The organism is Flavobacterium sp. CS20 (genome assembly GCF_018080005.1).
In the GTDB taxonomy this organism is placed as follows: domain Bacteria; phylum Bacteroidota; class Bacteroidia; order Flavobacteriales; family Flavobacteriaceae; genus Psychroflexus.
The window spans coordinates 273073-289047 of the sequence record NZ_CP073015.1 but is presented as its reverse complement, the minus strand read 5'-3'; the positions used below and the strand labels follow the sequence as shown (position 1 = coordinate 289047).

Here is a 15975-nt window from a genome sequence, read left to right as displayed (position 1 = left end):
TTTAGACACTTCCGTTGGTTGAATTTATTATCTATTAATTTGTGTAACTAAAGAATTAATTCGTTTTAAATTTTATTCAACAATTAGTTTATCAGTGAATTGAAATTGTTGAGATTTTACTTTCACAACATAAACACCTCGAGCTAAATTAGCAACATCAATTTGCATTTCATTATTTAAAACTTCTTTAGCATCAATTTTTATAATTTCTCTGCCTTGCAAATCGATAATTGTAACTTGGGCTTGATTTAAATTTAAAGTTCCAAAATTGATATTCAAAAAGTCATCCGTTGGATTTGGATAAATTTTTATTTGATTAGCAAACTCATGGTCATTTACAGCAAAAGTTTCTTCTTCAAATAGGATATTAAAACGATTAAAAGCCATACTTTCAGGAATAGTTTCATCTATTGAAAAATTGACTGTATTGATTTGGTTGTCTTGTAAAAAATGAGTTGTGTTTAAATAAGTATCTTCTAAATAAACATCAATTCCTGGAAAATCGCCTATTTCAAATTCAAAAGTGTAATTTGTACGTCGGTATTGATAAGTCAATAAAGGTAAAGATTCGCCATCTACGGGCAAATCTCTATTTTCGATAGCCCATATTTGATTGTTAGCTAATCTTGCCAAGGTTTCATCGACATTATAAAAGGCTTGTGCATCAAACTGATCAAAATTATTATCAAATTTATCATTAAATCTAATTTGATTAAATGCCAATGGTGTAGATATGCCATAATCTGCTGTGACAAATAATTTGGTATAAATATGAGGAAAAGGTGAAATACCATCAGTACTAAAAGTATTGGTTTGTGTGGCATTAACATCAATCATATTTTCATTAAAATTAACCGATGCTGATCCATTTGATGATGTTCTGATGAATGCGACTTGATAGGGTTGTAAGAAGTTGTTGATATCGCTTGAACCCGAAGCTCCACCGCCAATAGTAAAATCTACCTCATCAACATTGTATGTTACAAAAGCTCCTCTTCCACCAGATTGGCCGTCAACAGTGTACCGCCAAGAGTAGGATCCCAAATGGTATAAAATCGATCTACATTATTAGAATTGTCTATCAACTGTTTGACGTTTACCATAGCATGATAAGGATTACCCACCAAACTCCAATCTTGAGAAGTAGAAGAAACACTTTGAGATAAACTTCCGTTCTGAACAGTTCCTGTTGAACGAAGTTTGGTATCAGTTGGCGGAGTAGAATTATTAGTGATATCGAATAAACCGTTAGTAGCATCTTTTCTGGCACCTCTAATCATAAGACGATAGGGTTGACCCGCATTTAGAATTGGTGTATTTGGACTTGAATTGTTTTCTGTTTCTAAAACGGCTACCCAAGATTGTGTAGAATTGTCAAAACTATACATAGATGCATTACCAGAAGGTTGCCAATCCAAACCATTATATTGATCGCCATCGCCTGGTGTAGATGTAAATCCACTACCTGGCACTTCACCAAGACCTGTGATATGTGTTCCATAATTATTGGGCACATTACTGTCATTATATAGTGTTGCTCCTTCTTGCCAGTTATCATGAATACTGGTTGAGGTTGTGGTAGATGCACTGACCAATCTAAAAGCTCGTCGTGCAGGAAAACATTGTTCTACAGTAATGTCTCCTGAAATCGTACCATTGATAGCATCTATTTGTGCTGTTTTTCTTGGCGTAAATGAGCAAACCATAGAGATAACACCATTGGTGATTAAATTACCTTGCCTTATATCTAAAACTTCTTTAATATTCATGGTAGAATTAACGGTAACACCTCCAGAATTTTCAATGGTGAAATTTGCCACATCAGGATTAACAAAACCAGATGGAATATTTTGTGCAGAATTATCAGACATATACAATTCAGAGCCTGTAGCACTGGCATCTATGATTGCTCCAGAAACTACATTGGTCAATGAACCATTTAAAGCCAATAAAAATCCGTTTAATACAATACTGGTTGAACCGCCCATTGTCAAATCTCCTACTCCAGCATCTTGATCAAGTATAGGATAATTTGGTCTTCCATCAGGTATATTTACGGCATTGTTGCCATTTGGGATTGTAGCAGGACTCCAATTGCCAGTATTGCTCCAATCGCTATTCACATCACCTGTCCATAGTATGTCATTACAACCTGTTGCGTTACCAATAACAGTTGTTAAAGCATCGTCTAAACCAGCAAAACTAAAACGGATAATGTGATTACCTCCAATTGTAAAATTCAAATCATTAAATGTGGCTACACCCGTACCATCTGTTGCTTGTGTAGTTGTGCCAGCAAGACTTCCAGGACCAGATTCTAAGCTTGCTGTGATATTTAAGCCAGTTTGAGCAACAGCATTCCCGTTTTGGTCTTCAAGTTGCACTTGAATTTGGGTTGGTAGGGTACCATCACAATTTTGATTTGAAGGTTGCAAAACCACATTTAATTGTGTGGCTACACCTAAGGATGGCTCGTTAAAAGCTATAAATGATGGATCTGAACTTCCCCCTGGACTATACAATAATGCTCTAGCATTGGCGACATTGGCTGTAGTGATGCCGAAATCAGCTAAATCAACCGCAAAAAAATAAATATCTCTTGGTGTGTTTATAAAGCCAGTACTAGGCTGTGTAGAGTTAAATTCATAAAAATCAGCTATCCTGCTACCTACAATAGGTTCTTGTGATATATCAAGTGTAACAATGTTGCCAACTGTATTTCCAGCCGAATCTACAAACCTTAACTGATCAATATTACTAGCTACAGGCATTGTCGCTTGAGAAACCAAAATATCGGGTATGCCATCACCTATATTAGCAGCTGTTATACCCGCAGAGCTCATATTAAAACGAGCCGTTGTTCCTGATGGTATATTAGTAACATTAGTCCCTAAGTCTAAACCTTGAATCCCGTCTGTAAGAAAAGAGGCGACTTGGGTGCCGTTTGTTATGGCCTGAAATGGCTGAGTAGAACTGTTATCTACACCATTATCTATACCATCGGCTAGCTGACCTAAGCCAATAAAATAACTAGAACTCCCTGTTGTAGGCAATGTAGCTATTGGTAAAGCACGCATGGTTAACGCTGTAAAAGTAACCCCATTGTTTGTTAATTTAGTATCATTGACACCAGTTGAAAAAACGGTACCCCCAAATCTAAATGCAAGCAATTCATTAGAATTGTCGGGTTGCACAGGACTGATACTTGTAGATGATGAGTTCCAGAAACCACCATAGTTAGTCCAAACTTCTGTAACGTCTTGGGCGTTCATACAAAAAACACATGCCAAAAATAATACTGAGGTAATTTTAAATTTCATAAAATTGGTTTTAGGGCAAATGTAATATTTTTTATGTTTAATTTGTTTGATTTAAAAAAATATTTATTCAATATTCTGAAAATAATTACCTTAAACAATTATAACCACATAATCTCAAGATATGATTAACGAGGCTGTAAGCATAAAACTAATAAAAATTTACTGACCAAAGGATTATAATTATAACTATTTTACCTCTTTACTATAAAAGAAGAAAAACGTTTTAATAAGACATACACACCATTGCTAAAGATTATTTACTTTCATGGTATCTCAATCTGGGCAGCTGTGCTACTTTTATAAATAAAATTAATCATTTTTAAAACAAACATATTTTTTTATCAACAATATTATGTTAACAAAAAAACAATATGATGTTATCAATACGTTAATGAAATTGTAAGTTTGTGTAATTTAAAATCCATATTCTTATGAAAAAAATTATACTTTCCATTTTACTATTTAGTTGTGCATACGGTTTTGCACAAGTCACAACATCAACAATTACAGGTGTTGTAAAAGACGAACAAGGTCAAAGCTTGCCAAACGCCAATGTCATTGCTGTCCATCAGCCTTCTGGCACAAAATATGGGAGCATCACCAATTTTGATGGTCGCTTTAGGCTTAACAATATGAAAATTGGTGGTCCTTACTCAATCAAAATTTCGTACGTCGGTTACCAAACTTTTGAAACCAAAAATATTAATCTAGAATTAGGAGAGACATTTAATGTAGAAGTTACTTTACAACCCGAAGCCAATAGCCTTGAAGAAGTAACGATAACCGTTTCGGATGACCCCACATTTTCTAGTGAAAGAACAGGGATGTCCACTCAAGTGACATCAAGAGACATCAAACGGCTACCAACAATATCCAGGTCATCACAAGACTTTACAAGACTTGAACCCACAGCTAGTGGAAACTCATTTGCGGGAAGAAATGATCAATACAACAATTTCTCACTTGACGGAGCTATTTTTAATAATCCTTTCGGATTAGATGCCGCCACACCAGGTGGTCAAACTGATGCTCAACCTATCTCATTAGATGCTATTGACCAAATACAAGTCCAAACCGCACCTTATGATGTAACTCTTGCAGGTTTTACAGGAGCATCTGTTAACGCAGTAACCAAAAGTGGTGACAATACCTTTAAAGGAACCGCTTACTCCTTTTTTAGAAATGAAGATATAACAGGTGGTAAAGTTGAAGGTCAAGATGTGTTTAAAGCTGATCTTGAACAATTGCAATATGGTGTAAGTGTCGGCGGTCCAATTATAAAAGATAAATTATTCTTTTTTGCCAATTTTGAAAAAGATGATAGAACAGATTTAGGAAGTTCGTTTGTCCCTAATCGCGGAACAGGAGCAATCAACAGATCTCGTGTTTTAGTTAGTGACTTAGTCGCTGTCAAAGAAGCTTTGGTCGCTGTAGGTTATGACACTGGCGCTTTTGAAAACTTCAATTATGATTCTGAATCGACCAAAGGGATTATTAAATTAGACTGGAATATCAACCAAAACCACAAAGCCGTTATCACATACAATTTTCTTGATGCTTCAAAACAAAAACCAGCTCACCCAACAGCTTTAGGCTTTAGAGGACCAAGTGCTTCTACTTTACAATTTGAAAACTCAGGTTATGAAATCAACAATGAGTTGAATTCTGTGCAATTTGAATTGAATTCTACTTTTGGAAACACTGTTTCTAACAAACTTCAAATGGGTTATACCTCTTTTAATGATTATAGAGATCCATTATCTTCTCCTGCACCTGTTATCAATATCCAAGATGGCAATGGATCAAATTATATAGTTGCTGGTCACGAGCCATTTTCTATCAACAATTCGCTAGACCAAAAAGTGTTTCAAATCACAAACAATACCAATATATTTTATGGCAACCACACCTTTACCATTGGGGTTTCATTTGAAAAATTTGAATTTGATAACTCTTTTAATTTAGCAGGTTATGACAATTTTGGCAATCCAAATGGTTATTATGGTACTTTCAATGCTTATCCTTCTGTAGATGCGTTTCTTGCAGATGTCTTTATATCCAAATTCTGCATTAGTCAACAATTTGGAGTTTGCTCAAAATGTTTTTGAATCGAGAAATGCCGCAGGTGTTGGTAATGATGGTGGCTGGAAATTAGCAGAAACCAACGTAGGTCAGTTTGCATTTTATTTTCAAGACGAATGGAATGTTTCAGATGATTTTAAATTGACCTTAGGTCTTCGATTTGATAAACCGATGTATTTTGATACCGACGAAAAAATACAAGATTTTATCGATACTGACAACGGTGCAACAGTTGACCCAACCACAGTGTATTATAATCCACAAACCAATGAGCCTGTTACTTTAAACTCTACTCAATTACCAACGGATAAAATTTTATTCTCACCGAGAATGGGTTTCAATTGGGATGTTAAGGGCGATAAATCTCTGCAAGTTCGCGGTGGTACTGGTATTTTTACAGGAAGACTTCCTTTTGTATGGATAGGCAATCAAGTCAGTGGTGCCGACCAAGGTTTCTTTCAAATTGTTGATCCCGATTTTAAATTTCCACAAGTTTTCCGTTCAAGTTTAGGAGTTGATTACAAATTTAATCATGGATTAATCGTTTCAGGAGACTTTTCATACACCAACGATGTCAACGCGACTCACGTTCAAAACTGGGGCTTAAAAGAACCAAGTGGCAGAGTTGCTGGCGTTGACTTTAGAGAATATTATTTAGATTCAGACAAAGGCGAAAACAATGCTTATGTGTTTACCAATTCTGATAAAGGTAGAGTTTATAACTTGGTGGCTTCTGCTAAAAAAACTTTTAATAATGGATTGTATGCTATGTTGTCTTATAGCTATTTGAATTCAAAAGACGTCAATTCTATAGAAGCAGAAATTACAGGTGATGCATTTAGTTTTAATCCAACAGTTGGAAATGCCAATAATGATGTTTTAGGATATTCAAAATATGGCGATACTCATCGTTTTATTGCTGTAATATCTAAGGCTTGGACTTATGGTAATTCCAATCAATGGGGTACAACTATTTCTAGTTTTATAGAATACGCACAAGGCGGTCGGTTTAACTTTACTTATGCTGGAGACATCAATAACGACGGTAGTGCAGTTAACGACTTGATTTACATCCCAACAGTTGAAGAAATTGGTCAAATGAATTTTTCTGGTCCTGGACAAGCGGAAGCTTTTAACCAGTTTATTGAGCAAGATGATTACTTGAGCGAAAATCGTGGAGAATATTTTGAACGCTACGGTGCATTAGCCCCTTGGAGAAGTACAGTTGATATTAAACTCCTTCAAGATTACAACTTCAAGATATCTGATAATAAAACCAATACTATTCAATTTAGTTTAGATATCCTAAATTTTGGAAACCTGCTCAACTCAGATTGGGGTATTGTTGAAGAGCCTTTTAATCAACAACCAATTGGTGTAAGTGTTGACCCAAACACGCTTGAACCTACATATACTTTCAATCCTGAAAATCAAGAAACCTTTGTTACTAATAGTAACTTGTTATCAAGATGGAGAATGCAATTTGGTTTGAGGTATATCTTTTAAATTTTTTTAAATATTTTGGTTTAAAAAAAGCTGTCTCTGTCGGGTAGCTTTTTTATGTTTAGATTTGAGTTAAAAAAAATTAAAACGATAACTACATCAATTTATTTAGATATATTTGCTCGGATGATGTTTCTAAAAAAACATATTGCTTTATTTCTACTATTTGTAGTAGCCCTATATAGTATAGATTTGCATGGGCTTTCACATGCATTTAGTGATGATAATTCCAATAATGACAAGCCGTGTAAAATTTGTATTTTACACCATCAATATCAAGAAAACTCAGTTTCAATATTACCAGTAAATGATTATTTTGAAAATCAATTGCTGTTAGAAAACATCGATTCAGAAGCTAATTCCTCTACTTATAAATTCTTTTACCAAAACCTTTATTTCGAAGGTCAATTATACAATAAACCACCACCACAACTCATATAATTATTTCGTTTAAATTTTTTAAAACACTGATTTTAAACATAAAGCAGTGTTTAATTTCTCGTTAATTAATTATATGTATGAATAAGATAAATTTTATTTCATTTCTTTTTTTTATTATTTTTTCGTCAGCTAATGCACAAGATTGCAATTTAAGCTTAAAAGGTTATGTGATTGATTTACACGATAATTCTGTATTAGAAAATGCTGTGGTCAAAATCAAAAACATCAATCAATACGTTTTAACCAACAATAAAGGCTTTTATCAACTCGATGACCTTTGTCCTGGCGAGTATGAACTTACAGTTTCTCATGTGCAATGTCAAACTCAAACAAAAGAAGTCGTTTTGAATGAAAACAAAACGATAAATTTTTCATTAGAACATCATTTAGAAAGTCTCAATGAAGTTTTGATTAAAGGAGAACTCTACAATTCTAAAGATAAATCTGCCATTTCAGCTCAAATATCGCACGAAACTATAGACCAATTTAGTAATGCTACACTTGGCGATGCTATTTCTACTTTGCCTGGTGTTTCGTCTTTAAACACAGGAAACACAATTGTAAAGCCCGTTATTCAAGGTCTGCACAGCTCTCGTGTATTGATTATCAACAACAACGTGAGGATGGAAGATCAGCAATGGGGCGTTGATCACGCACCAAACATCGATATCAATTCAGCGGCTAATATTACGGTTATCAAAGGTAGTTCAGCCCTTGAATATGGTGGCGATGCTATCGGTGGCGTGATTATTGCCGAGCCTCAAAAAGCCCCAGTAAAAGATACCTTGATGGGAAAAACCATCCTTACAGGAGCAAGCAACGGACGTGGCGGAAATGTTTCGACAAACTTGTTAAAGGCATATAAAAACGGTTTGTATTTTAAAGCTCAAGGCAGTTTTAAACGTATGGGAAATCTTGAAACTCCAGACTATATATTATCAAATACAGGTATGAAAGAGCAAAATTTTGCTTTAGGATTTGGCTTGAACAAAATCAACTATGGGTTTGATGCCTTTTACTCAAGATTTGATACAGAAATTGGCATTCTAAGGGCTTCACATATCGGCAATGTTGGCGACTTAGTCAATGCTATCAATAGCCAAGAACCTAGTTTTACTGACGACTTCACATACAATATCAATGAACCCAAGCAAGATGTCGTTCACCAACTGTTTAAAGTAAACGCTTTTAAAAAGTTCAAAAACTTTGGACAACTCGATATACAATACGCTTACCAAAACAATAGGCGTAAAGAGTTTGACGTCAGACGAGGTAATCGCTCGGGAATACCTGCTTTAGATTTAGAACTTCAAACGCACAATTTGATCACTAAATTAAAATACGATAGGTCTGACAATTTTTCTTCTAAAATAGGAGTTGAATTGACTTATCAAGACAATTTTCCTAATCCTGATACTGGCGTAAGACGATTGATACCCGATTACGAAATGTATAAAATAGCAGGTTTTTGGACAGCCAACTATCAAGCTTCTGACGATTTATTTTTTAATGCAGGTGTTCGATATGATTTCACAAATATTGATGCCCAAAAGTTTTACCGTTTGAGCCGTTGGGAAGAACGCAACTATCAAGCCGATTTTGCAGACATTATTGTTCAAGATTTTGGCTCTCAACTTTTAACTAATCCAAATTTTGATTATCATAATGTTTCAGCCAATTTGGGGATGCAATATAATTTTAATAACTGGGAATGGAACACCAATATCGGTACGGCTTCTCGAGCACCAAATCCTTCAGAATTGTTTAGTGATGGTTTACACCACAGTATAGCCAATATAGAAGTTGGTGATTTGAGAATTGATAGCGAGCAATCTTATAAAATTTCAACGCAAATCAAACGAAAATTTAACAATTGGCAGTTTGATGTTTCAACGTATTATAATTTTATTGATGATTATATTCTGCTTGAACCCAACGGAATTGAACAAACCATTAGAGGCGCTTTTCCCGTTTTTGAATACAGACAAACCAATGCCAGACTATTTGGTGTAGATGTGAATGTTGACTATCAGTTTAACAACGATTTATCACTGAACTCAAATTTTGCCTATGTCAATGGCAAGGACACATCAAGAAACAGAGCTTTAATCAATATGCCACCAGCGAATTGGCAAAATAGCATTAATTATCATATCCAAAAATGGCATAATTTGAATTTGTATTTGAGCAGTCAATTGGTGTTTGAGCAAACCCGTTTTCCAGATGATAATTTCACAACCCCTATTCTCAATACAGAAACAGGTGATTTTGAACAAACGCTTGTCAACATAAGTCAGCCGCCAGAGGCTTATCACTTGATGAATTTTAGAGCTGAGATGCCTTTTCAACTCAGTTTTGCAGAGCTTCAAATTGCGCTTAGTGTCCATAATATTTTTGATACCAATTATAGAAGCTATTTGAATAGACAACGATTTTATGCTGATGAAATCGGGAGAAACTTTGTATTACAACTCAAACTCAATTACTAAAATATATACTTTTTCAAAAATTTTTAAACCAATAAAATACCTTATGAAATTTTATAAAACTTACAGTTTAGCTGTCCTGATAACATTCATTTTCTTATCCTGTTCTAACAATGATGATTTACCTGAAATCATTAATGAAGAAGAAGTGATTACCACCGTCAAAATCACTTTAACAGACACAGATGGCAATCAAAAGATATTAAAACGCGTAGATTCAGATGGTATTGGTCCAAATGAGCCTATTTCTTTAGTTGACCAATTGGATACGAATACGCAATACCAAGGAAGAATTGAATTTTTAAATGAATTGGCAACACCTGCAGAAGATATAACAGCAGAAGTTGCAGAAGAAGATGATGAACACCAAGTGTTTTATGTACCTTCATCTAATTTAGATGTCACAATAAGTTACAACGACCAAGATGCCAATGGCAATCCAGTTGGTTTAGAGTTTACTTTAACAACTGGTGATGCAAGCGACGGATCTTTAACTCTTCTTTTAATTCACCTACCGATTAAAGAAGCCTCTGGCGTGAGCGATGGCAATCCGACCAATGCTGGCGGTGAAACTGATGTAGAAGCTGTGTTTTCGGTTGATATTTTATAAGAATTGGTCTAAATTCTTATCAATAAAAGCTCTTAAAATATAAAATGTTTAAGGGCTTTTTTACTATCGCCTTTTTTTGAAAGATAAATAAAATACATTTTATATAAATGAGGATATAATTCCCTATTTTTGGTTTTTTAAAATTTGGTAACATCAAAACTTTAAAAGTCGTACAGATTATAGATTCTCTTGATGCTGGTGGCGGAGAGCGGATGGCTGTTCATCTGGCTAATATTTTATCTACAAAATTAACAACATCTGCATTGGTTTGTACGAGACATACAGGCATTTTAGAAAAGGATTTAAACAAACAAGTAAAGTTTAAATGTTTATACAAAAAAAGGGCTTTAGATTTCAAAGCTCTTATCAGGTTAAGCAAGTTTATTAAAGCTCATAAAATCAATATCATTCACGCCCATAGCACGTCTTTTTTTATAGCAACTTTATTAAAAATAAAATACCCGAAAATTAAAATCGTTTGGCATGATCATTATGGTTTTAGTGATAACTTAGAAGAAAGACCTATTGCTGTTTTAAAGTTGTCATCAATATTTTTTAATCATATTATTTCAGTTAATGAAAAATTAAAATCTTGGGCATTGCAACACTTATTATGTAAAAATGTAACTTATATTCAAAATTTTAGTTTAAAAAACAACAATTCTCAATCAATTTCTAAGCTAAAATTAAAAGGAAATGCTAAGGCAATCAAAATTATTCACATTGCAAATCTAAGGCCACAAAAAGACCACTTGACTGCTTTGAAAGCAATAAAAAAGGTATTGGATAAGTCTTATATTGTAAGCTATCATCTCGTTGGTGGCTATGATTTAAACTCAGAATATTATAAAGATATTATCAATTTTATTCAAGACAACAACTTAGAAGATAATGTATTTATTTATGGAAGTCAATCCGAAATATCTAACTTGCTTAAACAAGCTGATATTGCTATTCTAAGCTCAATATCTGAAGGTTTGCCCGTCAGTTTAATAGAGTATGGGCAAGCTCAACTTCCCGTAATTGTAACAGACGTTGGACAATGTAAAGATGTAGTCGGAAACCATGCAAAAATTATAGATGCCAAAGATGATGAAGGGCTTTCAGATGCTATAAAATATTATATCGAAAACCCTAAGGAAGCAACATCATATGCGATAAAATTGCGTAAAAAAATTTCAAAAGAATACGATCCTGAATTTATAATTAATAAAGTCATAAATATTTACACCAAGGCATTAAAAAAGGATTAAATAAATTTGCTTTATGAATCAAAGCCTAAAACTAACTCAAAAGATTAAAAAACCTACGGATTTACCTTATTTGAATGAGGTGATTTTTCATGGAGTAATCGGCTTTGCTATTTATGCGTTTAGACCACTATCTCTGATTTATACATTAGGGATTTTAATATTTTTTATATTAAAAATTATTCGTAATCCTAACAATCCCTTTATTATAATTCAGGCATTTGCTTATGTGGTGGTCGCTGAAGTATTTTTAAGAATGACAGGCGGATTTATATTTTATGAAACTGGAAAATATTCAGTCATTCTTTTTATGATTTTTGGGCTGTATTATCATAATTTTAAAACATCTGGTTATGTATATATAGTCTTTCTGCTATTGTTATTGCCCAGTGTGATTGTTACATTTCTTGACATCAATTACGAAACTAATTTTAGAAAAACTATTTTGTTTAACATAAGCGGTCCTTTAAGCCTGTTTGCTACTGCACTATTTTGCTACAAAAGAGAGATTAAATTAAGCGTGTATTTAAGAACCTTAGACACCATGGTTCTTCCTATTGTAGCAATGGCTGTTTATTTGTTTTTTTACACACCTGATTTGCAAAAAGTTGTAACAGGTGCCGATTCAAATTTTGCGACTTCTGGTGGTTTTGGTCCAAATCAAGTATCGACTATTTTGGGCTTAGGTATGTTCTGTATATACGTCAGACTATTTTTGACCTACAAACATCGGTTGCTTAGGCTTGTTATGTATGGTATTTTAGCATTTATAAGCTATAGAGCTTTGGCTACACTGTCTAGAGGTGGTGTTTTAACAGCTGTTATTATGTGCTTTTTATTTACGATATCATTCTTAAGATATGCTACGCCTCGAGCAAAAGCTAAAGGAGTTGCTAAAATAATAGTTATAATTTTAGGAGCTATCGCAGTATGGTCAGTAACTCTTGTGGCAACAAACAACATGCTTTACAATAAATATACAGATAGAAATGCAAGAGGTATAAAACAAGGAGACCTCACAACAGGTAGAGTTGAAATTGCCGAGACCGAATTTGAAGCTTTTTTCAAAAATCCAATATTTGGAATTGGTGTAGGAATGGCCAAATTTTATAGGGCAAAAACAGAAGGTATAAAAGCGGCATCTCATAATGAAGTAACAAGGTTGATTTCTGAACACGGCTTTTTTGGAATTTTAAGTATTCTACTTCTGATTGGAGTGCCTTCTATACATTTTTTAACTGACAATAGAAATATTTTTATTCTACCATTGATTGTTTTTTGGTTTCTTACCATAAATCACTCTGCTATGCGTATAGCTGCACCAGGGTTTATATACGGTCTTGGTTTGCTTAAAGTCACTTTAGATAATTCAGATAAATAATGAATAAACGTATATTATATTTAGGCAATAAGCTTTCACAAAAAAACAGAAATATAAGCACAGTTGAAAGCCTTAGTAAAAATTTGGAAGAATTATCATTTGAAGTAAAATCATATTCAAATCAAAAAAATAAAATTTTGAGATTATTTTCAATGTTGTATGCTATATTCAAGCATAAACATTTTGATTTTGTGTTGATCGATACTTACAGCACATCAGCCTTTTGGTTCGCTTGGACTTCTGCCAAGGTTGCAATGCTTGTGAATTTAAAATATATCACTATTTTGCATGGTGGCAATCTTCCCGATAGACTTAAGAAAAATGAAACTATTTGTAAATCTTTATTTTCAAAAGCTTATATCAATATCTCACCATCCAATTATTTATATGAAGTTTTTAAAGATGCTGGGTTTACTAATTTAAAATTAATCCCCAACTCTATTGAAATCAAAAATTATGCTTTTAAAAAAAGGGGGAAAATAAAGCCTAATATTTTGTGGGTCAGAGCATTTGCTGATATTTATAATCCTATTTTAGCTTTAAAAGTACTTAAACTTCTGCTTAAAGATTTTTCTCAAGCAAAATTAAGCATGGTTGGACCTTTTAAAGACAATTCAATTGATGAGTGTAAAGCATATGCTGAAAAACATCAACTTCCTGTTGAATTTACAGGCAAAATGGCTAAAACTGAGTGGATTGATTATGCCAAAAATTTTGATATTTTTATCAATACAACTAATGTTGACAATACTCCAGTAAGCGTAATTGAGGCTATGGCATTGGGTTTGCCTATTGTTACAACCAACGTTGGCGGACTACCTTATTTATTAAAACATCAAAAAGAAGCCCTTTTGGTCAACCCAAACCAAGTTGAAGAAATGTATGAGGCTATTTTAAATTTACTTCACAATCAAGACTTAGCTCAACAACTCTCAAAAAACGGAAGACAACTATCCGAAACTTTTGATTGGGAAGTTGTGAAGCACCAATGGAAAGATGTTTTAGAATAACATTAATTAGAATTGTTAAAAAATTCTTTTTCAATTGTTTTGGGTATAGTTTCTAACTCAATAAGTGAAAAACAAAAATCAAATGGATTCAAATTTTTAATTAACTTTGGTATTAATTCTTTACCATAAGAAACATAAAATTCAAAAAAATTAGAATGCCTTTCTTGTAAATTACCTTCTGGAAATAACTCATTTTGAATTTTTGTTAAACGTTTGAGCTCATCATCTAATTTGCGTTTTTGTGCTTTTAAGAGACGTTTTTCAAGCTTATCTAAACCGTTGTGTTGTTTTTTTTCTTGTGCCGCTACCGCATTTAAAAAAGTTTTATCTGTTTTTTCAGCTAGTTCATATAAAGATTTGAATTGTTTAGAAAGATGCTGTTTACAATCAGAAAAATCAATCTTAATCTTTGATATCCGTTTAGTATGTTGATTTGTTAACTCGGTTTGTGGTAGAAATAAATTGTTAATACCAACTTCAAGTTTATTAAGTTTTTTATGTGTTTTTTTAGAAAACAATAATGCCGAATTTCTCATTTGTAACATAGGAAAAGTAACCCCATAAGATTGGAATGAAGATTTTAATTGAAGCCAGTAAGAAAGCTCGCCAGCACCACCAATATATGATAAATTTGGTAATAATACTTCTTGATATAAAGGTCTAAAAAGAGCGTTAGGCGAAAAGCATTCAGGGTGATTTTCTATTTCTGATTCAATCTCAGATTTATTAAAAGAAATGTCTGTATTATTTACATAAAACTTATCATTTCTATAAATAATCCTTTCTCTTAAATTATTAGTTTTATAAAATAAATTTATCTTTCTTGGTGTAACCTGTTTATGGTAATTATTTTCCAATAATTGGTCAGTAGCTTTTGAAGTATTATAGTGCATCTTTTGATCAAATACTTCACTTTTTATATAGTTTTTTATACATGATTTTAACTTTGGATGGTTAGGCTCTAATAAAACCAATCCATAATCTTTAAAAAGTTCATTATATAGATATAATGTTGCATCAGATAAATTAGCATGTTTTAAATAAGAATCTTCAAATAAACTCAACAAATATGCTGAGTTATCATTTTGGGGTAATAATGTTTTAAGCTCGTTATAAACTTTAGAAAACGAACAAATTTTAAGTTCACCTACAGCACCAGAAGCTTTATCAGAAGTCCATTCTAACTTTTTATTCTTAAAATTAAAATGATTTATTTCTTCAAAATCATGATCTTCAGAAGCCAACCAAAAAATAGGTACAAAATTATATTTTGGAAAACTTAATTTTAAGTCTCTACAAGTGTTTATGACAGAAATTATTTTGTAAAAAGTATAAATAGGTCCTGTAAAAAGATTAAGCTGATGACCCGTAGTTATTGTGAAAGTGTTGTTTTTTTGTAATAAATCAATATTATTAAGAGTAAGTTTAGATGTTTTGATTTTGCCATATTGATTATTTAAAACATCAACTAGTATTTTACGATTAGATGGGTTGAAATTCTTTAACTTTTCATTGATTTGAAACTCAAAATTTTTAATATGAGGGAATCGGTTGAAAAAAGGTTTAACTGTTTTATTTTGTTCCAGATAATCTAAAAAAAGATTTGTATATCTGTGAGTTTGCTTATAATCCAAACAGTCAACCATTATTTATTTTTTTGACAAATATAAAGGCTAGTGATGTTTTTAAAAGTCATGTTAAGTATATTGTAACATCTAAAAAGTGAAATTATAAAAAAAGCCACTTCAATTTTTTGAAGTGGCTTTTAATTTAAAAGAAGGCGACGACCTACTCTCCCACGGATTGTAGTACCATCGGCGCTAACGGGCTTAACTGCTCTGTTCGGAATGGGAAGAGGTGAGCCCCGTTGCTATAGTCACCTTAAGTTGCCT

At 32.9% G+C, this 15975-nt stretch carries 9 protein-coding genes, 1 rRNA gene and 1 pseudogene; 7 read left to right on the top strand and 4 right to left on the bottom strand.

Annotated features, from left to right (window positions below; translation table 11 throughout):
* Window positions 1-72: 72 nt before the first annotated feature.
* Complete coding sequence (locus IGB25_RS01305; RefSeq protein WP_211065834.1) at window positions 73-1044, bottom strand: T9SS type A sorting domain-containing protein; 972 nt, start codon at window positions 1042-1044, stop codon at window positions 73-75.
* On the bottom strand, window positions 981-3320 hold the full coding sequence (locus tag IGB25_RS01300) for a hypothetical protein (RefSeq protein ID WP_211065833.1): 2340 nt from the start codon (window positions 3318-3320) through the stop codon (window positions 981-983). Before IGB25_RS01300 ends, IGB25_RS01305 begins: the two co-directional genes overlap by 64 nt.
* A gap of 431 nt (window positions 3321-3751) precedes the next feature.
* Here IGB25_RS01300 and IGB25_RS01295 point away from each other — a divergent pair.
* The 7 genes and pseudogenes from IGB25_RS01295 to IGB25_RS01265 all read left to right on the top strand — a co-directional run bounded on the left by IGB25_RS01295 (window position 3752) and on the right by IGB25_RS01265 (window position 14083).
* Window positions 3752-6908 (top strand): annotated as a pseudogene (locus IGB25_RS01295) (carboxypeptidase regulatory-like domain-containing protein).
* Window positions 6909-7031: 123 nt separating this feature from the next.
* Entirely contained in the window at window positions 7032-7346 is a 315-nt protein-coding gene (locus IGB25_RS01290) for a hypothetical protein (protein ID WP_211065832.1), read from the top strand.
* Between the two features lie 77 nt (window positions 7347-7423).
* Window positions 7424-9835 (top strand): TonB-dependent receptor, encoded by a 2412-nt coding sequence (locus tag IGB25_RS01285; RefSeq protein WP_211065831.1) that lies wholly within the window; start codon window positions 7424-7426, stop codon window positions 9833-9835.
* Window positions 9836-9878: 43 nt separating this feature from the next.
* Entirely contained in the window at window positions 9879-10442 is a 564-nt protein-coding gene (locus IGB25_RS01280) for a type 1 periplasmic binding fold superfamily protein (protein WP_211065830.1), read from the top strand.
* A 125-nt stretch (window positions 10443-10567) separates the two neighbouring features.
* Window positions 10568-11695: a glycosyltransferase gene (locus tag IGB25_RS01275; RefSeq protein WP_371815964.1), complete on the top strand. Its 1128-nt coding sequence runs from the start codon at window positions 10568-10570 to the stop codon at window positions 11693-11695.
* 13 nt (window positions 11696-11708) lie between these two features.
* Complete coding sequence (locus IGB25_RS01270; RefSeq protein ID WP_211065828.1) at window positions 11709-13073, top strand: O-antigen ligase; 1365 nt, start codon at window positions 11709-11711, stop codon at window positions 13071-13073.
* On the top strand, window positions 13073-14083 hold the full coding sequence (locus tag IGB25_RS01265) for a glycosyltransferase family 4 protein (protein ID WP_211065827.1): 1011 nt from the start codon (window positions 13073-13075) through the stop codon (window positions 14081-14083). Before IGB25_RS01270 ends, IGB25_RS01265 begins: the two co-directional genes overlap by 1 nt.
* 2 nt (window positions 14084-14085) lie before the next feature.
* On the opposite strand, the gene bshC is transcribed toward IGB25_RS01265, so the two are convergent.
* Both bshC and rrf read right to left on the bottom strand, forming a co-directional pair.
* On the bottom strand, window positions 14086-15729 hold the full coding sequence (bshC, locus tag IGB25_RS01260; protein WP_211065826.1) for a bacillithiol biosynthesis cysteine-adding enzyme BshC: 1644 nt from the start codon (window positions 15727-15729) through the stop codon (window positions 14086-14088).
* A gap of 129 nt (window positions 15730-15858) precedes the next feature.
* Window positions 15859-15967, bottom strand: a 5S ribosomal RNA gene (rrf, locus tag IGB25_RS01255).
* Window positions 15968-15975: the final 8 nt, after the last annotated feature.

Excerpts from the sequence above, each read along its gene's own strand:
- IGB25_RS01300 (WP_211065833.1), bottom strand. The coding sequence starts at position 3,320 with ATGAAATTTAAAATTACCTCAGTATTATTTTTGGCATGTGTTTTTTGT.
- IGB25_RS01290 (WP_211065832.1), top strand. The coding sequence starts at position 7,032 with ATGATGTTTCTAAAAAAACATATTGCTTTATTTCTACTATTTGTAGTA.
- IGB25_RS01285 (WP_211065831.1), top strand. The coding sequence starts at position 7,424 with ATGAATAAGATAAATTTTATTTCATTTCTTTTTTTTATTATTTTTTCG.
- IGB25_RS01280 (WP_211065830.1), top strand. The coding sequence starts at position 9,879 with ATGAAATTTTATAAAACTTACAGTTTAGCTGTCCTGATAACATTCATT.
- IGB25_RS01270 (WP_211065828.1), top strand. The coding sequence starts at position 11,709 with ATGAATCAAAGCCTAAAACTAACTCAAAAGATTAAAAAACCTACGGAT.
- IGB25_RS01265 (WP_211065827.1), top strand. The coding sequence starts at position 13,073 with ATGAATAAACGTATATTATATTTAGGCAATAAGCTTTCACAAAAAAAC.
- bshC (WP_211065826.1), bottom strand. The coding sequence starts at position 15,729 with ATGGTTGACTGTTTGGATTATAAGCAAACTCACAGATATACAAATCTT.